The 22905-nt window shown below is 67.1% G+C and carries 19 protein-coding genes; 8 read left to right on the top strand and 11 right to left on the bottom strand.

The window, feature by feature from the left end; all coding sequences use genetic code 11:
* Nucleotides 1-4 precede the first annotated feature (4 nt).
* Nucleotides 5-1150, bottom strand: coding sequence for a MexH family multidrug efflux RND transporter periplasmic adaptor subunit (locus tag QP609_RS08610; RefSeq protein ID WP_014036886.1), 1146 nt, complete (start codon nucleotides 1148-1150; stop codon nucleotides 5-7).
* A 205-nt stretch (nucleotides 1151-1355) separates the two neighbouring features.
* Here QP609_RS08610 and QP609_RS08605 point away from each other — a divergent pair, with 205 nt between their 5' ends.
* Nucleotides 1356-1745, top strand: a complete 390-nt coding sequence (locus tag QP609_RS08605; RefSeq protein WP_014646842.1) for a c-type cytochrome — start codon at nucleotides 1356-1358, stop codon at nucleotides 1743-1745.
* 9 nt (nucleotides 1746-1754) lie between these two features.
* On the top strand, nucleotides 1755-2216 hold the full coding sequence (locus QP609_RS08600; protein ID WP_005416218.1) for a cytochrome c: 462 nt from the start codon (nucleotides 1755-1757) through the stop codon (nucleotides 2214-2216).
* Nucleotides 2217-2390: 174 nt separating this feature from the next.
* Here the strand turns inward: QP609_RS08600 and QP609_RS08595 are convergent, their stop codons facing one another.
* Together QP609_RS08595 and QP609_RS08590 are read right to left on the bottom strand one after the other, a co-directional pair.
* Complete coding sequence (locus QP609_RS08595) at nucleotides 2391-4274, bottom strand: ATP-binding cassette domain-containing protein (RefSeq protein ID WP_014646841.1); 1884 nt, start codon at nucleotides 4272-4274, stop codon at nucleotides 2391-2393.
* 356 nt (nucleotides 4275-4630) lie between these two features.
* On the bottom strand, nucleotides 4631-5506 hold the full coding sequence (locus QP609_RS08590; protein ID WP_197621111.1) for a LysR substrate-binding domain-containing protein: 876 nt from the start codon (nucleotides 5504-5506) through the stop codon (nucleotides 4631-4633).
* A 101-nt stretch (nucleotides 5507-5607) separates the two neighbouring features.
* Here QP609_RS08590 and QP609_RS08585 point away from each other — a divergent pair, with 101 nt between their 5' ends.
* Nucleotides 5608-6687, top strand: coding sequence for a YeiH family protein (locus tag QP609_RS08585; protein ID WP_032960449.1), 1080 nt, complete (start codon nucleotides 5608-5610; stop codon nucleotides 6685-6687).
* A 184-nt stretch (nucleotides 6688-6871) separates the two neighbouring features.
* Nucleotides 6872-8248: an ATP-dependent RNA helicase DbpA gene (dbpA, locus tag QP609_RS08580; RefSeq protein WP_014646838.1), complete on the top strand. Its 1377-nt coding sequence runs from the start codon at nucleotides 6872-6874 to the stop codon at nucleotides 8246-8248.
* A 174-nt stretch (nucleotides 8249-8422) separates the two neighbouring features.
* On the opposite strand, the gene QP609_RS08575 is transcribed toward dbpA, so the two are convergent.
* The 4 genes from QP609_RS08575 to QP609_RS08560 all read right to left on the bottom strand — a co-directional run bounded on the left by QP609_RS08575 (nucleotide 8423) and on the right by QP609_RS08560 (nucleotide 12253).
* Nucleotides 8423-8959 carry an adenine phosphoribosyltransferase gene (locus QP609_RS08575; protein WP_014646837.1) on the bottom strand — a complete coding sequence of 179 codons (537 nt, stop codon included), beginning with the start codon at nucleotides 8957-8959 and terminating at the stop codon, nucleotides 8423-8425.
* 607 nt (nucleotides 8960-9566) lie between these two features.
* Nucleotides 9567-11132, bottom strand: a complete 1566-nt coding sequence (locus tag QP609_RS08570; RefSeq protein ID WP_126411966.1) for a protein adenylyltransferase SelO — start codon at nucleotides 11130-11132, stop codon at nucleotides 9567-9569.
* A 32-nt stretch (nucleotides 11133-11164) separates the two neighbouring features.
* Nucleotides 11165-11854 carry a glutathione S-transferase gene (locus QP609_RS08565; RefSeq protein ID WP_014646835.1) on the bottom strand — a complete coding sequence of 230 codons (690 nt, stop codon included), beginning with the start codon at nucleotides 11852-11854 and terminating at the stop codon, nucleotides 11165-11167.
* Nucleotides 11855-12043: 189 nt separating this feature from the next.
* Entirely contained in the window at nucleotides 12044-12253 is a 210-nt protein-coding gene (locus tag QP609_RS08560; RefSeq protein WP_005416210.1) for a cold-shock protein, read from the bottom strand.
* 303 nt (nucleotides 12254-12556) lie between these two features.
* Here QP609_RS08560 and QP609_RS08555 point away from each other — a divergent pair, with 303 nt between their 5' ends.
* A complete protein-coding gene (locus QP609_RS08555) occupies nucleotides 12557-13045 on the top strand; it encodes a YaiI/YqxD family protein (RefSeq protein ID WP_014646834.1) in 489 nt (162 codons plus the stop codon).
* A gap of 13 nt (nucleotides 13046-13058) precedes the next feature.
* Here QP609_RS08555 and QP609_RS08550 read toward each other — a convergent pair whose 3' ends face one another.
* On the bottom strand, nucleotides 13059-13928 hold the full coding sequence (locus QP609_RS08550; protein ID WP_126411965.1) for a pseudouridine synthase: 870 nt from the start codon (nucleotides 13926-13928) through the stop codon (nucleotides 13059-13061).
* 124 nt (nucleotides 13929-14052) lie between these two features.
* Here QP609_RS08550 and QP609_RS08545 point away from each other — a divergent pair, with 124 nt between their 5' ends.
* From QP609_RS08545 to QP609_RS08535, 3 genes are all read left to right on the top strand, one after another.
* On the top strand, nucleotides 14053-14601 hold the full coding sequence (locus QP609_RS08545; protein ID WP_197575484.1) for a YaeQ family protein: 549 nt from the start codon (nucleotides 14053-14055) through the stop codon (nucleotides 14599-14601).
* The gene (locus QP609_RS08540) at nucleotides 14598-15782 is read left to right on the top strand and encodes an NAD(P)/FAD-dependent oxidoreductase (RefSeq protein WP_046430176.1); all 1185 of its coding nucleotides are present in this window, start codon (nucleotides 14598-14600) and stop codon (nucleotides 15780-15782) included. Before QP609_RS08545 ends, QP609_RS08540 begins: the two co-directional genes overlap by 4 nt.
* A 91-nt stretch (nucleotides 15783-15873) precedes the next feature.
* Nucleotides 15874-17943, top strand: a complete 2070-nt coding sequence (locus QP609_RS08535; RefSeq protein WP_197621109.1) for an EAL domain-containing protein — start codon at nucleotides 15874-15876, stop codon at nucleotides 17941-17943.
* 114 nt (nucleotides 17944-18057) lie between these two features.
* Here QP609_RS08535 and fabV read toward each other — a convergent pair whose 3' ends face one another.
* The 3 genes from fabV to secD all read right to left on the bottom strand — a co-directional run bounded on the left by fabV (nucleotide 18058) and on the right by secD (nucleotide 22892).
* Entirely contained in the window at nucleotides 18058-19317 is a 1260-nt protein-coding gene (gene fabV, locus QP609_RS08530; protein ID WP_041863324.1) for an enoyl-ACP reductase FabV, read from the bottom strand.
* A gap of 721 nt (nucleotides 19318-20038) precedes the next feature.
* Complete coding sequence (gene secF, locus QP609_RS08525) at nucleotides 20039-21019, bottom strand: protein translocase subunit SecF (RefSeq protein WP_014646828.1); 981 nt, start codon at nucleotides 21017-21019, stop codon at nucleotides 20039-20041.
* Between the two features lie 16 nt (nucleotides 21020-21035).
* Nucleotides 21036-22892, bottom strand: a complete 1857-nt coding sequence (secD, locus tag QP609_RS08520) for a protein translocase subunit SecD (RefSeq protein WP_046430175.1) — start codon at nucleotides 22890-22892, stop codon at nucleotides 21036-21038.
* Nucleotides 22893-22905 lie beyond the last annotated feature (13 nt).

Below are 22905 nucleotides of genomic sequence, written 5' to 3'. Positions count from 1 at the left end.
GCGGTCATTGCTTGCTCCCGGCCTTGTCTGCGGGCTTGGCGGCCGCAGCGACCGTCTTCGCCTTCGGATCGGCAATCACCTGCACCGTGGTGCCGTCGCGCAGGGCGACCTTGCCGGCGGTGACCACCTGATCACCGGCCGCCAGGCCATCACGGATCTCCACCCACGGGCCCTCGGCGTAACCCAGCTTGACCGGAACGCGTGCGACCTTGCCTTCGCGCACGCGGAACACCGCCGGCTCACCGTCGTCGAGCAACGCCAGGCGCGGTACGACCAGCGCATCGGCACGCTGGTCGTAGTCGATGCGGATGCGACCGAACATGCCGGGCTGCAGCGCGTGTGCGGCGCCGTCGAAGGCGCTGACCACGCGAAACGTGCCGCTGCCCGAATCCACCACCGGCGCGATGCGATCAACGGTGCCGGTGAAGCTCTGCCCCGGCAGCGCGTCGGCCGCCAGCGTCACCGGCTGGCCGGCGCGCAGGGTGGCCAGTTCACGCTCGGGCACGTTGAGGGTGGCTTCCAGCCGCGAGTTGTCGACGATGCGGAAGATCGGCGTGTTGATCTGCACGAAGTTGCCGGTCTTGATCGAGCGCGATGCGATCACGCCGGAGATCGGCGCCACCACCGTGGTGTAGGACAGCTCCAGCGTGGCCAGCCGGTACTGCGCGCGGACGTTTTCCAGGTCGTAGCGCAGCTGGTCGACATCGGCGGCGCTGACCATCTGCTGGCCGACCAGCTTCTGTGCGCGCTGGTAATTGTTTTCCAGCTTGCGCATCTGCGCTTCGCTCTGTGCAACGGCCAGCCGTGCACGATCCGGGTCCAGCCGCACCAGCGGTTGGCCGGCGGTGACCCGCTGCCCTTCCTCGACCAGCACCGCCAGCGCCACGCCGGAGGTCTTGGCGACCACCTGCGACTCGGCGCGTGGTTCCAGCGCGGCCGTGCCGGTGTAGCTGGCCGCGACGGCACGATGGCTGGCCACCGCCACTTCGACCGGGACTGCGTCGACCTTCTTCTCCTCCTTGGTCTCGGCAGCCTTGGCTTCGGAATTGGGCCCTGCGGCGCAACCGCCCAGCAGCAGGGAGGTGGAGATCAGCAGTGCGGCAGCGCAGATTCCGCTGCGACGGCCGGACAGGAAGGTTGGGTGCGACATCGTCGGGTCCCTGAAGGATGCGTGGACAGGTGTGGTAGCAAAGTAATGCACCACTTCACGGCAACACCATATCCCAAAGGTCATGGTGCCTTCACGCCGCTGGTCGGCGCGCCCCCATTTCAGCTAGATGAAACCTGAGGCTATACTCGGGTCGTTCCGTACCCCACGCCGGAACGACCAGACCCGAATCCCCGGAAACGACACCATGCGCCCGCAGCCGCTCGCCGCTTGTCTCGCTCTGGCCGTCCTCCTGCCCCTTGGGGCCGCCGCACAGCCCGCTCCTGCTCCTGCCACACCCGCCCCGGCCCCGGCTCCCGCCGTTGCGCCAGCGCCCGCCGCACCCACCGGCAACTTCGACAATGGCCGCGTCCTGGCCTACACCTGCCAGGGCTGCCACGGGATCACCGGCTACAAGAACGCCTACCCCAGTTACCGGGTGCCGAAGATCGGCGGCCAGACCCAGCAGTACCTGGCCCAGGCCCTGACCGAGTACCGCCAGGGCAAGCGCCGGCATCCGACGATGCAGGCGCAGTCGATGAGTTTCAGCGAACAGGAGATCGCCGATCTCTCTGTTTACCTGTCCACCGTCAAGTAAGGCCCGCCCATGTCGAAAGCCGCGCATCCGATGCGTCACGCCATCGCCCTGTCCGTTGCCCTGCTGCTGGCCGCCTGCTCACAGTCGCAGGTGGAAAACAGCGAAAAATCGGCCGCCGACCCGGGCCATGCCAGCGGCGAGCACGGTTCATCGTCCTCCGCCGGCCTGCCGGCAGGTCGCGAGGCCGCCGGTGAAGCCCGCGCCAAGGTGAAGGGCAAAGCCACCAACCAGAGCTGCATCGACTGCCATGGGGCCGACGGCAATGCGCCGATCGATCCGACCTATCCGAAGCTGGGTGGGCAGTACGGTGACTACCTGGCGCACGCGCTGCAGGCCTACCGCGCCGGTGACCGCCAGCATGCGCTGATGACGCCGCAGGCGAAGGACCTGAGTGATCAGGACATCGCCGATCTGGCGGCGTACTTCGGCAGCCGGCCGAGCCAGCTGCGGGATCTGCACGGGGTCAAATGACGGCCGGCCCCCGGTCGGTGCGGACCGTCGGTTGGTAGGTGCGGACCGTTGGTTGGTAGGTGCGGACCGTTGGTCCGCACAGATTCCGGATATCCATGCATGGCGTGGATCTGCTGAGCCGAGCGTGGGCTCCGCTCTACATCAATCGGCGCGATCGCTGGCGCCGGTCAACGCTCAGCCTTCCAGCTCTTCCCAGCGCGCGTAAGCGGCATCCAGTTCGGCCTGCACCTTGGCCAGCTGCTGGGTGTGCGCCGTCACTTCAGCACTGCTGCGGGTGTAGAACGATGGGTCGTTCATCGCCGAGGTCAGCCCTTCGACATCGCCTTCCAGCTTCTCGATGGTCTTTGGCAGCTGCTCCAGCTCGCGCGCTTCCTTGTACGCCAGCTTGCGCTTGGGGGCTGCGGGAGTCGCGGCCGCAGCAGCGGCCGGTGCAGCAGTCGCCGGCTTGGCAGCCGGGGCCGCGGCAGGCGCAGCCACGCTGGCCGCATAGCGCTGCCAGTCGCTGTAGCCACCGACGTACTCGCCGATCACGCCGTCGCCTTCCATCACCAGCGTGGAGGTCACCACGTTGTCGATGAAGTCACGGTCGTGGCTGACCAGCAGCAGCGTACCGGTGTACTCGCCCAGCAGCTCTTCCAGCAGCTCCAGGGTTTCCACGTCGAGGTCGTTGGTCGGTTCGTCCATCACCAGCAGGTTGGACGGCTGCGCGAACAGCTTGGCCAGCAGCAGGCGGTTGCGCTCGCCACCGGACAGGCGGGTGATCGGCGCACGCGCGCGCTCGGGGGTGAACATGAAGTCCTGCAGGTAGGCATGCACGTGCTTGCGCTTGCCGTTGAACTCGAGGAAATCGCGGCCTTCGGCCACGTTCTCGATCGCGCTCCAGTCTTCGCGCAGCACCGCGCGGTACTGGTCGAAATAGGCGATCTGCAGGTTGGTGCCCGCATTGACCTCACCCTTGGCCGGCTGCAGTTCACCCAGCAGCAGCTTCAGCAGCGTGGTCTTGCCGCTGCCGTTGGGGCCGATCAGGCCGATGCGGTCGCCACGCAGGATGGTGGTGGTGAAATCGCGGACCATGGTGCGCTCGCCGAAGGCGAACGAAATGTCCTTGACGTCGATGACCTTCTTGCCGGAGCTGACGCCCTGCGCGGCTTCCATCTTGACGTTACCGCTGAGGTCGCGGCGCTGCGAGCGTTCGGTGCGCATCGCCTTGAGGCGGCGCACGCGGCCCTCGTCGCGGGTACGACGGGCCTTGATGCCTTGGCGGATCCAGACTTCTTCCTGCGCCAGCAGCTTGTCGAAGCGGGCATTTTCCTGCGCCTGCGCATTGAGGCGTTCCTCGCGGCGGCGCTCGTAGTTGGCCCAGTCGCCCGGCCAGCTGGTGACCTGGCCGCGGTCGATCTCGACGATGCGGGTGGCCAGCGCACGCAGGAAGCGGCGGTCATGGGTGACGAACACCACGCTGCCGCTCCAGCCCTTCAGGAACGCTTCGAGCCAGTCGATGGCTTCGATGTCCAGGTGGTTGGTCGGTTCGTCCAGCAGCAGCACGTCCGGGCTGGAGACCAGTGCACGGGCCAGCAGCACGCGGCGCTTCATGCCGCCGGACAGGCGGCCGAATTCGGCATCGCCGTCGAGGTCGAGCTTGGTCAGCGTTTCGCTGACGCGCTGGTCCAGGCCCCAGCCGTTGGCGGCGTCGATCTTGGCCTGCACGTTGCCGAGCGCTTCGCCATCGAAGACCTCGGCATGGCTGAGATGGTGGAACTCGGCCAGCCACTGGCCCAGTTCACCGAGACCATCGGCAACGACGTCGAACACCGAGCCGGCGGCGCCGTGTGGCACTTCCTGCTCCAGGCGGGTGACGCGCACGCCCTGCTGCACGCGGACTTCGCCGTCATCGGGCTTGTGGTCGCCGGACAGCAGCTTGAGCAGGGTGGATTTGCCGGCGCCGTTGCGGCCGATCAGGGCGATGCGTTCGCCCGGCTCGATCGACAGTTCGGCCTTTTCCAGCAACAACGGGCCGCCGACGCTGAAGTCGACGTTCTGCAGAGTAATCAGAGGCATCCGGATATTGTACGGGTTGGGGGCGTCGACCGGGTTGCACCCGGCACCCGCGGTAGTGCCGGCCGCTGGCCGGCAACCTCAACGGCAACGTCAAAAGCTGGTTTCCTGTGGGATGGCGGGATGGGTCCGGTCGCGGGGGACGCCGTAAACCCGTCCCTGGGGGCTTGGCCGCGGCATCCATGCCGCGGACACCCCCGCCACCGGACCCATCCCGCCTTCGACAGATTCCTGCAATCTGTCGGAACTACATTCTGCTCTGGTGGGTGTCGACCTTGGTCGACACGGTAGATCCACGCCATGCGTGGATGAGCGCTACAAGAAGGGTCGATGGATGGAGTCGACTGGAAATCTGATGGCTACCCCACCTCCCCCACCAACGCCTGCAACCCCGGCAGCCATTGCTTGCCGGGGTGGCGCACCAGCCACAGGGTGCGCTGCAGGGCCGGCAGCGGAGTCTCGAGCACGCGCAGGCGGCCCAGGGCCAGCGGCTCTTCCAGCGCGTGGCGCGACAGGCAGGCCAGGCCGAGGCCGGCGATGGCGGCCTGCTTGATCGCTTCGGTATTGCCCAGCTGCAGGGTCTGCGCGAAGCCACGCAGGTGCGGCAGCAGGGCCTGTTCCACGGCTTCGCGGGTGCCGGAGCCAGGCTCACGCAGCAGCCAGCGTGCGCGGCGCAGCTCATCCAGCGACCAGCGTGCGCGGGCATCAGCGGCAGCCACGATCACCAGTGGGTCCTGCTGCCAGGCGGTCACCTGCAGGCCACGCTCATGGCACGGGCCTTCGATCAGGCCGGCGTCGACGTCCAGGCGCTGTACCGCGGCGACCACGCCGGCACTGTTGTCGATGCGCAGATCGACCTCGGCCTGCGGCGCCTGCCGCAGCAGTTCGGCGATGCGTGGCGGCAGCAGGTAGTTGCCGATGGTGGTACTGGCGGCCAGCACCAGCCGTAGCGGTGCGCCCTGCGACGGGTCGCCGCCGGCGGCCAGCTGCCGCTCCAGATCGGCGGCGTTGACCAGCAAGGTGCGCGCCGGCTCCAGCAGCGCGCGGCCGTGCCCGTTCAGCGCCAGGCGGCGGCCGATGCGGTCGAACAGCGGGGTGCCGAAGTGCGCCTCCAGCTCCTGCAGGGCGGCGCTGCTGGCCGACTGCGAGAGCGCGACGGCCTGGCCGGCGGCAGTGGTGGTGCCATGGTCGGCGATGGCGACGAAGACCTGCAGCTGGCGCAAGGTCAGGCGCATGGAATGTACCCGCTTTATAGGTAGGTTTCACCCATATTATTCGTTTTACAGGTCAGTGACACAGGCGCACGCTTGGCCCATCACTCCAGTCCTGTCGCGCCATGAACGCCACCGCTCTCTCCTCCTGGTCCCTGCCCGCCCTGCGCCAACGCTGGCAGCCTCGCCTGCCCGGCCTGCTGCTGGTGGGCCTGATCGCGGCGGCGTCGCTGTACCTGGCCCAGCTTCCCTGGCTCCAGGCGCATGGCCTGAGCGCGCTGACCGTGGCCATCGTCGCCGGCATCGTGGTCGGCAACACCCTTTACCCGCGGCTGGCGCCGAGCAGCGCGGCCGGTGTCGGCTTCTCCAAGCACTGGCTGTTGCGCGCCGGCATCGTGCTGTACGGCCTGCGCCTGACCTTCCAGGACATCGGCCACGTCGGCGTGGCCGGCGTGCTGATGGACGTGCTGGTGGTCGCCAGCACCTTCGGGCTGGCCTGCTGGCTGGGCATGCGCGTGTTCAAGATGGAGCGCGAAGCGGCGATGCTGATCGGCGCCGGCAGCGCGATCTGCGGCGCGGCGGCGGTGATGGCCGCCGAGCCGGTGGTGCGCGGCCGCGCTGCGCAGGTCACCGTCGCGGTCTCTACGGTGGTGGTGTTCGGCACGCTGGCGATGTTCCTTTACCCGGCGTTGTATGCACTGGTGCAGTCGCACGGCTGGCTGGCAATGGACGCGCGGCAGTACGGCCTGTTCACCGGTGCGACGGTGCATGAAGTGGCACAGGTGGTGGCGGCAGGCCGCGCGGTCAACGAAGCAGCGGCCGACACGGCGGTGATCACCAAGATGGTGCGGGTGATGCTGCTGGCGCCGTTCCTGGTCGCGCTGTCGCTGTGGCTGGCGCGTGGCGGCAAGGCCAGCGCCGACGGCAGCAAGGCGCGCATCGTGGTGCCGTGGTTCGCTTTTGGTTTCGTGGCGGTGGCCGGGTTCAACTCGCTGCATCTGCTGCCGGCGGGCCTGCAGGCGGGGCTGGTGCAGCTGGATACCGTGCTGCTGGCGATGGCGATGGCCGCGCTGGGCCTGACCACCCACGTCTCGGCGCTGCGCCAGGCCGGGCTGAAGCCGCTGCTGCTGGCGCTGATCCTGTTCGCCTGGCTGCTGTTCGGTGGCCTGGCGATCCATCAGGGTGTACTAGCGGTGCTTGGCTGAGCAGGAGCGTGCCGACCCAGGTCGGCATCCATCCGTAGATCCACGCCATGCGTGGACGCCCCCCGGGTATATTCACGCCCTGCGTGGATGACGACTCCGATGGGGTCAGAGCCCTTTCCTGCGGAAAGGGATTCGACCCCATCCGATCAGGCGGGACCGGCCGCGCAGGCAGGTACAATGCGCCATGACTGACTTCTCGACCCTGCCGCTGAGCCCGGCCCTGCAGCCCGGCCTGGATGCCCTCGGCTACACCACCCTCACCCCCGTGCAGGCGCAGAGCCTGCCGGCCATCCTCGATGGCCGTGATGTGATCGCACAGGCACCCACCGGCAGCGGCAAGACCGCCGCCTTCGGCCTGGGCCTGCTGCAGGCCATCGACCCCAGCCTGATCCGCGTGCAGGCGCTGGTGCTGTGCCCGACCCGCGAACTGGCCGACCAGGTCGGCAAGCAGATCCGCAAGCTGGCCACCGGCATCCCCAACCTGAAGCTGTTGCTGCTGGTGGGCGGCGTGCCGCTGGGCCCGCAGCTGGCCTCGCTTGAAGGCCACGATCCGCATGTGGTGGTCGGCACGCCCGGCCGCGTGCAGGAGCTGGCACGCAAGCGCGCGCTGAACCTGGGCGCGGTGCGCACGCTGGTGCTGGACGAGGCCGACCGCATGCTCGACATGGGCTTCGAGGAGCCGATCCGCGAGATCGCCGGCCGCACCCATAGGGACCGCCAGAGCCTGCTGTTCTCCGCCACCTTCCCCGACAGCATCCGCGCCATGGCGCGTGACCTGCTGCGCGACGCGGTGGAAGTGACCGTGGAAGGCGCCGACCAGGCACCGGCCATCCGCCACCTGTTCTGCGAGGTGGAACCGGCGCATCGCCAGAAGGCGCTGGCCGGCCTGCTGCTGAAGTACACGCCGGAATCGGCGGTCGTGTTCTGCAACACCCGCAAGGACGTGGACGAAGTGGCCAACTCGCTGCAGCAGTTCGGCTTCTCCGCATTGGCCCTGCACGGCGACATGGAGCAGCGCGACCGCGAGGAAGTGCTGCTGCTGCTGGCCAACCGCAGCTGCAACGTGCTGGTCGCCAGTGACGTCGCCGCGCGCGGCCTGGACGTGGAAGAGCTGGCGGCGGTGATCAATTACGAGCTTCCGACCGACGTGGAAAGCTACCAGCACCGCGTCGGCCGCACCGGCCGTGCCGGTGCCAGTGGCCTGGCGATCAGCCTGGTGGCCGGCCGCGAGAAGACCCGCGCCGACGCCATCGAAGCGCAGATGGGGCAGCCGCTGGACTGGCAGAAGACGCCGCTGGCAACCTCGCGCCCGGCCGAACTGCCGCAGGCCGCGATGCGCACGCTGCGCATCGACGGTGGCAAGACCGACAAGCTGCGCCCGGGCGACATCCTCGGTGCGCTGACCGGTGATGCCGGCCTGTCGAGCAAGTTCATCGGCAAGATCGCGATCTTCCCGACCCGCTCCTATGTGGCGATCGCGCGTGAGCAGGCCAACAAGGCCGTGGCCAAGCTGGAAGCCGGCAAGATCAAGGGCCGTCGTTTCCGCGTGCGGATGATGTGATTGAAGCAGCGTTGCCAACCACGGTTGGTAACGATCTGGCCTGGTAGCGGCCAACCTTGGTTGGCCCGTCCATGGCACCCGTCGCGAAAAGTGCTGCCAACCAAGGTTGGCAACGACCGGCTCCCGGCCATTCGCTCTGGTAGATGCCAACCTTGGTTGGCACCTGCCCTTCGATCAGAACACCAGTTCGGTGTGCAGCGGCAGGTCCGTTTCCCAGCGCGCACGGCCACCGAGGCCGTCCAGCTCGACCAGTACACCGGCGCCGACCACTTCAACGCCCAGGCGGCGCACCAGCGACAGCGCAGCGACCAGCGTGCCGCCGGTGGCCAGCACGTCGTCGATGATCACCACGCGGGCGCCGGCCGGCAGCGCATCGGCATGCACTTCGATGCAGTCGCTGCGGTATTCCAGCGTGTATTCCTCGCGCAGGACCTGGCCCGGCAGCTTGCCCGGCTTGCGCACCGGCACGAAGCCGACGCCCAGCTCCAGCGCCATCGCGGCACCGAGGATGAACCCACGCGATTCGATGCCGACCACTGCGTCCAGCTTCTGGTCGCGCCAACGGTCGGCCATCGCGGTGATCGCGCCGCGGAAATCCTCGCCATGGGCGAGCAGCGGCATGATGTCCTTGAACAGGATGCCGGGCTTGGGGAAGTCGGCGATGTCGCGCAGGCGGGAGGCCCACTGCGGAGCGACGATGGCGTCGGTCATGTCACATTGGCTATCTGATGGCGGCATAGGGTACCTGTTCCGGGCGCCGCCTGCCTGCTGGTGGTGTCCGGCCGGGCTGCGCCCGGCATCTGCGGTAGTGCCGGCCGCTGGCCGGCAACCTCAACAGCAACGGCAACGGCAACGGCAACAGCAACAGCCTGCATTCCGGGGGATGGCGGGGCGGGTCCGGTTGCGGGGGACGCCGTAAATACGTCCGTGTAGGCTCGGTCGCGCCATCCATGGCGCTCACGCCCCCGCAACCGGACCCACCCCGCCTTCGACAGTTTCCTGCGACCTGTCGGGCAGCTCGTGGGGTCAGATCCGTTTTACGAAGGAAAACGGATCTGACCCCGGAATTTCATTCGATATCTGACAGATGTGTCGACCAAGGTCGACACCTACCCACAGCCGCGGGAATCTGTCGGAGGTGGGGCGGTGTCGGAGTGCGGGGTGTCAGCCGCATGGATGCGGCTGCCAAGCTTACAGGGACGTACTTGCAGCGTCCCCGCACTCCGACACCGCCCCGCCAAACCACGGAATCCGCTTTTGCTCTGGCTGTTGATCTGGCCTCCGCAGGTGCAGGGCGCAGCCCTGCCGAAACCCACCCTCAGGAACTGCAGGACAGCATCGAGCAACCGGCGCGATTGTCGGCCCACGCCGGGCGCTTGCCAGCGAAGTGTTCCAGGCCGGCACGCTCGGTGTACGGGTCGCGCAGCACGTCCTGCAGTGCATGGACGCCGCCGAGATCCCCCTGCTCTGCGCGGTCGATCGCTTCCTGGGCCAGCCAGTTGCGCAGCACGTACAGCGGGTTGGCCGCTGCCATCTTCGCCTGGCGTTCGCTGGCCGCCAGCGGATCGCGGCGCAGGCGCGCTGCGTAGTCCTGCAGCCAGTGCCGCAGCGGTGCCTGCACTGCCTGTCGCCGCGCCTCGTCGTAGTACACCGCGTCCAGAACCGTCGCATCTGCTGCCGCCGGGTCGATGCGCATCAGTGCGCGCCAAGCCAGGGTCATGTCCATTGCGCCCTCCTGCATCAGCTGTTGCCAGCGCTGGTAGAGCTGCAGGTCATCATCGTCGGCAGCAGCCAGCCCCAGCTTCGCTGCAGCATCGCGACGCGTGCAGGCCACGAACGTGGACTGGTAAGCCGCCAGGCCTGCCTGCAGCGGTGCGACATCGGCGAACAGCGGCGACAGCGCCTGCGCCAATCGGCTCAGGTTCCAGTACGCCACCTGCGGCTGGGTGCCGAAGCGGTAGCGGCGCCCCTGGGCGTCGGTGGTGTTCGGCGTCCAGTCCGGATCGAAGTCCTCGACCCAGCCATAGGGGCCGTAATCCAGCGTCACACCGAGCACGGACAGGTTGTCGGTGTTCATCACGCCGTGCACGAAGCCGACACGCATCCAGTGCGCGATCATCTCGGCCGTGCGCACCGCGATCTGCGCGAACCAGTCGCCGTACAGCGCCTCGCCCTGCCCTTGCAGTTCGGGGAAGTCGCGGGCGATGCAGGCATCCACCAGCTGCTGCAGCAGGGCGGTTTCACCGCGCGAGGCCGGCAGTTCGAACGAACCGAAGCGCAGGAACGACGGCGAGACCCGGCATACGATGGCGCCTGGCTCGGCACGCGGATGGCCGTCATAGAACATGTCGCGCACCACGTCCTCACCGGTGCCGACCAGTGACAACGCGCGCGTAGTCGGCACGCCAAGGTGATGCATCGCCTCGCTGCACAGGAATTCGCGGATCGATGAGCGCAGCACTGCCCGTCCATCGGCCCCGCGCGAGTACGGCGTTGGCCCGGCCCCCTTCAACTGCAGCTCCCAGTGCTGGCCATCCGGCGCAACCAGCTCACCCAGCGAAATCGCACGCCCGTCGCCGAGCTGGCCGGCCCAGTGGCCAAACTGATGGCCACCGTAGTTGGCTGCCCACGGTTGCATGCCGGCGTACAGCGCATTGCCGCCGAATACCTGCGCGAAACCTTCGCTTTCGACTTCAGCGGTATCGAAGCCAAGCATTTCGGCGACGTCCGGCGCCCAGGCCAACAGCGTGGGCGCCGTCACCGGGGTCGGCATCACGGGCGACCAGGCGGCGCCCAGCACTTCGCGCCTGCGCGGGCCGGATTCGGGGTCGCCCGGCAGGGTGTGCAGCAGGCGGTTGTCGAAACGGGGAGTGTCGGTATCCATGGTGCTGGAGATGAGGGCGACGGCCGCCCTCCTCAATTGCCGCCGAGCGCCTGCAGGTGGCCGCCGTGGGCCTCGGCACGCTGGTAGGCCGGGCGTTCACCGATACGCTTGAGGAAGCCACGCAGTGCCGGTTTGTCGTCCAGGCCACCACCGCGCGCGGCAGCGGCCTGGATCGGGAAGCTCATCTGGATGTCGGCCGCACTGAAACGCTCGCCGGCAAACCACGGGCTTTCGGCCAGGCGGCGCTCCATCCAGTCCAGGTGCAGGCGCCGCTGCGGGCCGATGAAGCCGCGCTCGGCCTTGTCGGCAATGCTGCGTGCGATCGGGCGCGCGAAGAACGGCATCGGCGCGTTGCGTATGCGGCCCATCACCAGGGTCAGCAGCAACGGTGGCATCGCCGAGCCTTCGGCGTAGTGCAGCCAGTAGCGGTAAGCGATGCGTTCGGCCCCGTCTGCCGGCATCGGTGACGGCGACAGCTGGCGTTGCGTGTCGTAACGGTCAGCGAGGTAGTCGAGGATCGCGCCGGACTCGGCCAGTACCAGCTCACCATCCTGCAGTACCGGCGACTTGCCGAGCGGATGCACGTTGCGCAGTTCCGGCGGCGCCAGCAGCGTCTTCGGATCGCGCGGATAGCGGCGCAGTTCGTAGTCCAACCCCAGCTCCTCCAGCATCCACAGCACGCGCAGCGAACGGGAGTTTTCCAGATGGTGGACGATGCGCATGGGGGTGATCCCTTGGGGAGACGCGCATCGTACCGCGCCGGCTGCATGTCCTTTGTAGAGTCGAGCCATGCTCGACTGTCTTTGGGCGCAGTCCAGCATGGCTCGACTCTACAAAAAAAACGGCGGGCAATAAAAAACGCCGGAAGCTTTCGCTTCCGGCGTTCTGGCTAACCAACGGTAGCAGACGGATTAGACCGCCTGCACCTGGTCAGCCTGCATGCCCTTCTGACCCTGGACGGCGATGAAGGTAACCTTCTGGCCTTCCTGCAGGGTCTTGAAGCCGGTGCCCTGGATCGCGCGGAAGTGCACGAACAGGTCCGGGCCGCTTTCCGGGGTGATGAAGCCGAAGCCCTTGGCGTCGTTGAACCACTTGACGGTACCGGTCTGACGTTCAGACATTTTTACTAACTCCTGAAACACATGTTGAAAAAAATCGCAGCCACCGGGTATCGGGGCCGAGACTGAGTTGCAGGCGTTGGTAAAGCGGATCGATGAGCGGATCGTGAGATCAACTGCACCAGGCCACGATTCACGGTGACCCTAGCAAACACAGTGGGTCGCACGATACGCGTGTTTTCTGCAAAAAGCGATAGCCCCGACGTTCATGGGAATACGTCACCCGCTAGGCGTGACAAGGGTTGGCAGCCTCTCGCGGCTAACTCCGAGTCCCCATTCAGGTTTTTCCTACCCTACACTGGGTAAATGACTGAAGCTGAAACCCCCGCTGAACACGCCTCTCCCCGCATCTGGGTGGATGCGGACGCCTGTCCCACCGTCATCCGCGACATCCTGTTCCGTGCGGCTGAACGGGTCGGGATCGAACTGACCCTGGTCGCCAACCAGTGGATCCGCACCCCGCCCTCGCGCTGGCTGCGCTCGATCCAGGTGCCGCAGGGGCTGGACGTGGCCGACAGCGCCATCGTCGAGCGGGTCGCCGCGGGGGACCTGGTGGTCACCCAGGACATCCCGCTGGCCGCGCTGGTGCTGGAGAAGCAGGCCGTCGCGCTGAACCCGCGCGGCCAGTTGTACACACCGAACAACATGGCCGAGCGACTGTCGATGCGCAATTTCATGGAGGAACTGCGCGGCGCCGGGGTCCAGACCGGCGGACCGCCGCCCCTGGGCCCCCGCGACCGGCAGCTGTTCGCCGCCGAGCTGGACCGCTGGCTGGCGCGACGCCCGGCCCGCTGAGCGCCTGGCCGCCCTAAGCCGGAAGGCTCAGGCTGCAGCCGCTGCTGAACATCCGTCGTGCACCACTCAACGGGTCATCGAAAGCCAGGGCCCGCGCCAGCAGCTGCAGCGGCGCCTCGGCTACGTCCGGTGCCCGTTGCCGAAGCTGCGGGTACAGGTCGTCACCCATGATCGGCGCCCCCAGCATGGCCATGTGCACGCGCAGCTGATGCTTGCGGCCGGTTTCCGGCAGCAGCCGGTAGCGCCAGATCGGCCCTTCGGCCTCGATCAGCTCGATCCGGCTGCGCGCATTGGCCTCGCCGGGCACTTCGGCCATGCGGAAGAACGGCTCGCCCGGCACCAGGCGGCTGTACCGCTGCAGCGGAAACTCCCGCCCCGGCAGCGCCGGTGCCAAGGCCTCATAGGTCTTTTCGATGCGCCGCTCACGGAACAGGCGCTGGTAAGCATCGCGCGACGCACGCTGGGTCGAGAACAGCACCAACCCGGCCGTCAGCCGATCCAGCCGGTGCAGCGGCACCAGATCGGCATTGCCGGTGCGGGCGACCAGCCGCGCCAGCAGCGTCTCGCGTACATGCCCGCCCGCCGGTGTCACCGGCAGGAAATGCGGCTTGTCGGCCACCAGCAGGTGCGCATCCAGATGGACGATGGTTTCGGTGAAGGGGATCACCGGTTCGTCGGCCACCTCGCGGAAGTACTGGATGTCCAGCCCGACCTGCCAGGGCATGTCCGCAGTGAGCGCCCTGCCCTGTGCGTCCAGCACACGGCCGCGCGCGAAGCGATCCTGCCATTGCGCGCGCGCGATGCGCGGAAAACGTGCACACAGGCCATCCAGCAGGGTGGCCCAGGGGCCGGGCGGCAGCTGCAACCGGCTGGGCAAGCTCATGGCGTCCACTCCGGCCACGGGAAAGAGCGCAAGAGTGCCACCGTTGACGGTGCGCAGACAGTCCGGCCACGGACACCCCCGGAGCAAACCTCTATCATTGTCCTCTTTAGTCCACGGATCCCCCATGGCTCTTACCGCCACCATCCGCAAGGCCGAACTGCAGATCAGCGACATGGATCGCGGCTACTACGCGACCCACAACCTGACCCTGGCCCAGCATCCGTCCGAGACCGACGAGCGCCTGATGGTGCGCCTGCTCGCCTTCACGCTGAACGCCGGCGATCGCCTGGAGTTCGGCCGCGGCCTGAGTACCGATGACGAGCCCGATCTGTGGGAACACGACTACACCGGCGACATCCTGCAGTGGATCGACCTGGGCCATCCGGACGAATCGCGCATCCGCAAGGCCAGCAATCGCAGCCGCCAGGTGCAGGTGGTCAACTACGGCGGCAACGCCTCGGAGATCTGGTGGAGCAAGCAGGGCAAGGGCCTGGCGCGCTTCGACAATCTTTCGGTGGTCGATCTGGACGGCGAATTCGTCGAGCGCTGGGGCCAGCAGATCCAGCGTGCCATGCGTTGGAGCGTGCTGATCCAGGACGGCGAAGTGCAGCTGCTCAACGACCAGATCCAGCTCGACGTGATCCCGGACTGGCGCAAGCGCGCCAAGGCATGAGCACCATCCGTTGCGATGTGGTGGTCATCGGTGCCGGCGCAGCCGGGCTGATGACCGCGATCACTGCCGGCCAGCGCGGCCGCCAGGTGCAGGTGATCGACCATGCCAACAAGGTCGGCAAGAAGATCCTGATGTCCGGCGGTGGCCGCTGCAACTTCACCAACACCGGCACCACCCCGGCCAACTTCCTGTCGGCCAACCCGCACTTCTGCAAGTCGGCGCTGGCCCGCTACACGCCCTGGCATTTCATCGAGCTGGTGCACAAGCACGGCATCGCCTATCACGAAAAGGAACTGGGGCAGCTGTTCTGCGATATCTCGTCCAAGCAGATCGTGAAGATGCTGGTGGACGAGTGCCAGGCGGCCGGCGTACAGATCCGTACCGACTGCAGCGTGCAGCGCATCGAGCACGGCAGCGATGGTTTCCGCGTGCACACCACCCAGGGCCTGTTCCATTGCGCCTCGCTGGTGGTTGCCACCGGTGGCCTGTCGATTCCCAGCATGGGGGCCAGCGGTTTTGGCTATGAGGTGGCCCGCCAGTTCGGCCACCAGGTACTGCCGACCCGCGCCGGGCTGGTGCCGCTGACCCTCAGCGGCAAGCACCAGGAGCGGCTGGCCGACCTCAGCGGCGTCGCACTGCCGATCGAGGCGCGCTGCAACGGAAAGAGTTTCCAGAACTTCATGCTGCTGACCCACCGTGGCGTAAGCGGCCCGGCCATCCTGCAGATTTCGTCGTTCTGGCAGCCCGGCGATGCGCTGGAGCTGGACCTGTTGCCGGGCCAGGATGCCGGCGAGTGGTTGCGCCAGATGAAGCGCGACCGCCCGGCCGCCGAGCTGCGCACGGTGCTGGGCGAGGTACTGCCGAAGCGGCTGGCGCAACGCCTGTGCGAGCACTGGCTGCCCGACCGGCCCGTGCGCCAGCTGGACGAGCCGGTGCTGCGCCAGGCCGCGCAGCTGCTGGGCGCATTCCCGCTGGTGGCCAGCGGCACCGAAGGCTACCGCACCGCCGAGGTCACCCTGGGCGGCGTGGACACCGCCGAAGTGTCATCCTCGACGATGGAATCCAAGCGCGTGCCCGGCCTGCACTTCGTTGGCGAGGTGCTGGACGTGACCGGCTGGCTGGGCGGCTACAACTTCCAATGGGCCTGGGCCAGCGGCCACGCAGCGGGCGGCGTGGTGTGAACCACTTCGCCGTTCGACGCGCGCCAGGGGTGCGCGCATGGACGGTTCGCCGCGCATCGTGTATCTAGATTCGCAGATTGGGGAGCAGTGCATGCAGAACGCGAACGACATCACCATCCGCCTGCTGATCGTCGATGACAGCGGCGAGAATGCCGAAGCCATCGTCAGCACCCTGCGCAACAGCGGCATCGCGGTACGCCCGTGGCGCCCGCAGGATGCGGCCGAGCTGGCCCAGGTGCTGGCCAGCCAGGCCATCGACCTGGTGCTGGCCTCGCCTTCGCAGGGCATCCCGCTGCAGCTGGCGGCCCAGCACATCGCCGCCAGCGGCAAGGACATCCCGCTGGTGCTGCTGGCCGAGCGCATCGACGAGGACGAACTGGTGCAGGCCAGCAGCCATGGCATCCGCGCCCTCGCCCTGCGCCAGCGCCCCGAGCATCTGCTCGCCGTGGTCCGCGACCAGTGGGTCGACCTGCAGGCGCGTCGCGGCCTGCGCCGGATCGAGGCGCAGATGCGCGAGACCGAGCGCCGCTGCGACGCGCTGATCGCCTCCTCGCGCGACCCCATCGCCTATGTGCATGAAGGCATGCACATCCGCGCCAACGACGCCTATCTGGAGATGTTCGGCTACGAGCATTTCGAGGACATCGAAGGCATTTCGCTGCTGGACATGGTCGCCGCCCAGCACGTGGAGGGCTTCAAACAGCTGCTCAAAGGCCTCAGCCGTGGCGAGGCGCCGCCGCCGCAGTACCAGCTCGACGCGCGCCACGAGGACGGCAGTTCCTTCCCGGCGACGATGGAATTTGCCGCGGCCACCTACGAGGGCGAGTCCTGCCTGCAGGTGGTGCTCCGCCGCCGCATGGAGTTCGACCCCGAGCTGGCACGCGAGGTCGAGGACCTGCGCCAGCGCGACCAGGTCACCGGCCTGCTCAATCGCCCGACCTTCATGCTGCAGCTGGAAAGCGCGGTGGCCCAGGCCGGGCGCAGCGAGGGTCAGTTCGGCCTGCTGCTGATCGAGCCTGACCACTACGCGCGCCTGCTGCCGGATATCGGCCTGGCGTCGGCCGACATCCTGATCGGCGCTCTCGCCGCCCTGCTGGCCGAGGTGGTCGGCGAGGACGCGCAACTGGCCCGCTTCGGCGAACACAATTTCGCCGTGCTGCAGGCCGGGCCCTACGCGCAGACCGTGGCGCTGGCCGAGCGCATCCGCGAAGCCTATGCCGCACATGTCTTCAGCATCGGCGCACGCTCGGCCACGGTGACGGTCAGCATCGGTGGCGTGCAGGTGGGCGAGAAGATCGCCAGCATCGGCCAGGTGCTGGCGCGCGCCAGCGACTGCACCCAGGCCGCCGCCGAACTGGGCAACACCTGCCGCATCTTCGACCCGGCTGCCGCCGACCGTGTCGAGGAAGAACGCGTACAGCGCTGGGTTGCGCGCATCCGCGAGGCGCTGGCCGGCGACGGCTTCCAGCTGCATTACCAGCCGGTGCTGAACCTGCAGGGCGAGCCACTGGAGCTGTACGAGGCCTACCTGCGCCTGGAGAACAATGGCGAGCTGCTGAGCCCGACCGCGTTCCTGGGCATCGCCGAGGAACACGGCCTGCTGGCCGACATCAATCGCTGGGTGGTCTCGCAGGCCATCGCGGTGCTCGGCCAGCGGGCACGCGAAGGCAACGCCACCCAGGTGCTGGTGAAGGTGACGCCGGAATCGTTCGAGGACCCGCAGATGATCGCCACGCTGCGCCGCGAACTGCAGGCACAGGGCGTGCCCGGCGAACGGCTGTGGCTGCATGCGCCGGAAGCGAAGGTTTTCACCCACCTGCGCAGTGCGCAGCAGTTCCTAGCCGAAGTGGCGCCGCTGGGCTGCCGCATCGGCCTGGAGCAGTTCGGTTCGGGGCTGGATTCATTCCAGCTGCTGGCCCACTTCCAGCCGCAGTTCCTCAAGCTGGACCGGGGCTTCACCAGCGACCTGGCCGCCACGCGCGAGAACATCGACCGCATCAGCCAGATCACCGCGCGCGCACAGGAAGCGGGTATCCGCACCATTGCCGAGTTCGTCAGCGATGCCAACTCGATGACGCTGCTGTTCAGTGCCGGCGTGGATTACGTGCAGGGCGACTTCGTCGGCCCGGCGCTGCCGGAGATGGGCTTCGAGTTCGGGTGACGCCTCTCTGTAGAGCCGAGCCACGCTCGGCTGCGGGACTCAAGCGAAGAGCAGCCGAGCATGGCTCGGCTCTACACAAACGAGAAGGCCGGCGTTCGCCGGCCTTTTCGTTGATCAGGTCATGTCGACCAGATTTTCGATCTTCACGTCCGGATTGACGTCGGCCTCGTAGTCCACGCCCTCCACGCCGAAGCCGAACAGGCGCAGGAAGTCGGCCTTGTAGCCGGCCAGATCGCTGATCTCGTACAGGTTCTCGTTGGTCACCTGCGGCCACAGCGCGACCACCCTGCCCTGCACATCTGCGGCCATTTCCTTGTAATCGGCGCGCAGGCGGCCTTCCTCATCGATCAGCGCAACGGTGCGGCCATCGCCATCGACCAGGTCGTGGCGCAGGCGATCGATCGCCACGCCGTCGGCCTTGCCGCCGTAGAGGATGTCGTACAGCACGTCCAGCTGTTCGATGCAGCCTTCGTGGGTGCCCTTTTCCTTCATCACCTTGAACAGCAGCGACAGGTACAGCGGCATGGTCGGAATGGCCGAGCTGGCCTGGGTCACCACCGCCTTCAGCACCGATACGCGTGCATCGCCACCGATCTTGGCCAGCTTCTCGCGCAGGCCCAGCACCTTGGTGTCCAGGTCCTTCTTGGCCGCACCGATCGAGCCATTCCAGTAGATCGCCTGGGTGATCTCTTCGCCCACGTAGGTGAAGGCGGTGGTGGTGCAGCCGTTGGCCAGCACGCCGGCATCGGCGAGCGCGTCGATCCACATCTGCCAGTCTTCGCCGCCCATCACCGCGACGGTACCGGCGATCTCTTCCGGGGTAGCCGGCTGCAGGTGGGTCTCGGTCAGCACCTCCTTGTCGGTATCCAGGCCACGCAGGGTGATCGGCTCGCCGATCGGCTTCAGCGAGGAGCTGATGATCTCGCCGGTCTTCGGATGCTTGCGGCGCGGCGCCGCCAGGCTGTAGACAACCTGGTCGACCTGGCCGAGATCGGCCTTGATCATTTCGATGGTCTTCGCCTTCACTTCATCGGAGAAGGCATCGCCGTTGATGCTCTTGGCATACAGGCCGGCTTCGTCGGCGTACTTGTGGAACGCAGCCGAGTTGTACCAGCCCGCCGTGCCCGGCTTGGTCTCGCTGCCCGGCCGTTCGAAGAAGATGCCGAGGGTGGCGGCGCCACTGCCAAAGGCAGCGGTGATGCGCGCGGCCAGGCCGTAGCCGGTCGAGGCACCGATCACCAGCACCCGCTTGGGACCGTTCTGGATCGGTGGGCGCGCGCGGATGTAGTCGATCTGCTGCTTGACCGCGGCCTCGCAGCCGGTCGGGTGGGTGGTGACGCAGATGAAGCCGCGGACGCGCGGTTTGATGACCATGGATACCTCGGGTTGGCAGATGCGGCGCACGGGGCGCTCAGCAGGAATACGGGCGCGCGCCTGCGCGCGCGAACCGCAGGATCGTAGTGCGCGGGGGACGATTGCACAACCGACGCTGGCGTAGGGTGGGGTTTCTCTTTGCAGGGCTGCACCCTGCACACGCGGTAGTGCCGGCCGCTGGCCGGCAACCTCAACAGCAGCGTCAAAAGCGGGGTTCCTGTGGGTTGGCGGGGTGGATCCGGTTGCGGGGGGCGCTGCAAGTACGTCCATGTAAGCTCGGTCGCCGCATCCATGCGGCTCACGCCCCGCAACCGGACCCACCCCGCCTTCGACAGATTTCCGCGACCTGTCGGGACAGCATTCTTCTCTGGTGGGTGTCGACCTTGGTCGACACGGTAGATCTGATTCCAGTTTGATTATCGATATCTGACAGATGTGTCGACCAAGGTCGACACCTACCAACAGCCGCAGGAATCTGTCAGAGACGGGGCGGTGTCGGAGTGCGGGGTGTCAGCCGCATGGATGCGGCGACCGAGCCTACACGGACGTACTTGCGGCGTCCCCGCACTCCGACACCGTCCCGCCCAACCACGGAATGCACTCTGTTGCTGTTGCTGTTGCCGGCCAGCGGCCGGCACTACCGGGGGTGCAGGGCTGCAAGCCCTGCACACAAAAAACCCCGCTTGCGCGGGGTTCTCTGTGTGCCGCGTGCAGCAGATGCTTACGGGCGACGGGCCAGGGCCTCGACGTCCTTCGCCTTCGGCAGCAGGTCCTGCTTGCTGACGCGCAGGAAGCCGATCGTCAGCATCGGCACCGCGACCAGGATCGAGGACAGCACCACGATCACCGCACCGATCATGTGCGTCTCGGCCAGGCCTTCCATCGACGCACCGCCGTACAGGTACAGGGCAAGCGCCGACAGGAAGAACATCACCGCGGTGATCACCGTACGCGACAGCGTCTGGTTGATCGAACGGTTCAGCACCTCCATCGAGTCCACGCGCAGGCTGCGGAAGTTCTCGCGGACGCGGTCGAACACCACGATGATGTCGTTGATCGCAAAGCCCATCACCGACAGCAGGCCGGCCAGCACGGTCAGGTCGAACTCACGGCCCAGCAGGGACACGTAGGCGACCGTCACGATCAGGTCGAACATCGCCACGATGCTGGCGGTGACCGCGAACTTCCATTCGAAGCGCACCGCGATGTAGATCAGGAAGCCGGCCAGCATGAAGATGGTGGCGTACAGGCCGTTCTTCGCCAGGTCCTTGCCGATCTGCGGGCCGACGAATGCGGTACTCATCACCGTGGCCTGGTTGTCGGCGCTGGACAGCACCTTCACCACGGCCGCGGCGGTGGCCTTGTCCTCGGCAGCGGCATCACCGGTGCCCGGCGCATGCTCGCCGTGCGGCGCCAGGCGGATCAGCAGGTCGGTATTGCCACCGACGCTCTGCACCTGGGCACCGTCGAAGCCGTTCTGCTCCAGCTTGGCGCGGACCTGCTCGACGTCCACGGCCTTCTCGAAACGCGTTTCGATCAGGGTGCCGCCGGTGAAGTCCAGTGCGTAGTTGAAGCCCTTGATGCCGATGATGGCGACCGAGGCCAGGAACACCACGATGGTGACTGCCATGGCGACATGGCGCCAGCGCATGAAGTCGATCTTGGTGTCGTTCGGGAGGATGTGCAGCGGAAACAGTTTCATTGTGCGTGTCGTCCCGTCAGATGGCCACGTTCTGGAGCTTCTTGCGACGGCCGTAGATCAGCGTCGCCAGCGCACGCGACACGGTGATCGCAGTGAACATGGAGGCGAAAATACCGATGATCATGGTCAGCGCGAAGCCCTTCAGCGGACCGGTACCGAATGCGAACAGCGCCACGCCGACGATCAGGCCGGTCAGGTTGGCGTCGAGGATGGTGCCCGAGGCACGCTCGTAACCGGTCACGATCGCGGTCTTGCCCGGCACGCCGGCGCGCAGTTCTTCACGGATACGCTCGTTGATCAGCACGTTGGCGTCCACCGACAGGCCCACCGACAACGCCAGGCCGGCGAAGCCCGGCAGGGTCATGGTGGCGCCGAACAGCGACATCACCGCCACCACGATCAGCAGGTTGAACAGCATCGCCGCCGAGGTGATCACACCGAACATGCGGTAGTAGATGCTGAAGAACACCAGGGTGAACAGGAACGCGAACACCACCGCGCGCATGCCGTTCTTGACGTTCTCGGCGCCCAGGCTCGGGCCGACCACGCGCTCTTCGACGAAGTCCATCGGCGCGGCCAGCGAGCCGGACTTCAGCAGCTTGGCCAGGTCCTCGGCTTCCTTCTTCTGCAGGCCGGTGGTCTGGAAGTTCTTGCCGAACACGCCGTTGATGTTGGCCACCGAGATCACTTCCTCGTTGACCTTGAAGCCACGCACTTCCTGGCCGTCGACGACGGTCACGGTCGGCACGCGTTCGGTGTAGACCACCGCCATCGGCTTGTTCACGTTGGCGCTGGTGAAGTCGAACATGCGCTGGCCGCCGACATTGTTCAGCGTCACGCTGACGGCCGGGGAGCCACTGTTCGAATCGGTCACCGCCTGCGCGCCGACCATCTGGTCACCGGTGACGATCACGCGCTTGTTCAGCAGGATCGGGCCGCGGCCATCACGCTGCTGGTAGACCTTCGCTTCCGGCGGGATGCGGCCGGAATTGATGGCGTCCTGCGCATTGCCCTCGACCACCGCGCGGTACTCCAGGGTGGCGGTGGCGCCGATCATGCGCTTGGCTTCGGCGGTGTCCTGCACGCCCGGCAGCTGCACGACCACACGGTCGGCACCCTGGCGCTGGATGATCGGCTCGGCCACGCCGAGCTGGTTCACGCGGTTGCGCAGGGTGTTGATGTTCTGCTCGATGGCGCCGTTGGCGATCTGCGTGATCTCGGTCTCCGGCACGGTGACCGTGATGCGGTTGCCGCTGACGTCATAGCCGAGCGTCGGCTGTGCCTTGACCAGGGCGGCACGGGCACGCTGCGCGGCGTCGTCACCGGCGGACGGGCTCAGGTTGGCCACGATGCTGTTGTCCGCACGGCGCTCCACCGACTGGTAGGCGATGCGGGCGTCACGCAGGGTGCCGCGCACGTCTTCGGTGTAGGCATCCAGGCGCTTGTCGAGGGCGGCCTTCTGGTCGACCTGCAGCACGAAGTGCACGCCACCCTGAAGGTCCAGGCCGAGCACCATCGGGCGACCGCCCAGCCGGGCCAGCCAGTCCGGCACGGTCGAGGCCAGGTTCAGGGCCACCGTGTACTTCTCGCCGACGGTGTCGCGCAGGGCATCGCTGGCCGCAGACTGCGACTTCAGGTCCGGCAGACGGACGATCAGGCTTTCCCCTTCCTTTTCGGCACCGATGGCAGTGACCCCGGCCTTCTTCAGGTCGGCCAGCACACGGTCGCGCAGCGCATCGTCGATCTGCCCGCCACGGTTGGCGGTGATCTGGATGGCCGGGTCCTTCTGGTAGATGTTGGGCAGCGCGTACAGCGCACTGAGCGCCAGTACGATCAGGATGACGACGTACTTCCAGCGTGGAAATTCGAGCATTGCTTGGGTCCCG

The organism is Stenotrophomonas sp. 8(2023) (assembly GCF_030345295.1).
In the GTDB taxonomy this organism is placed as follows: Bacteria; Pseudomonadota; Gammaproteobacteria; order Xanthomonadales; family Xanthomonadaceae; genus Stenotrophomonas; species Stenotrophomonas muris.
This window is presented reverse-complemented; position numbering and strand designations above follow the sequence as displayed.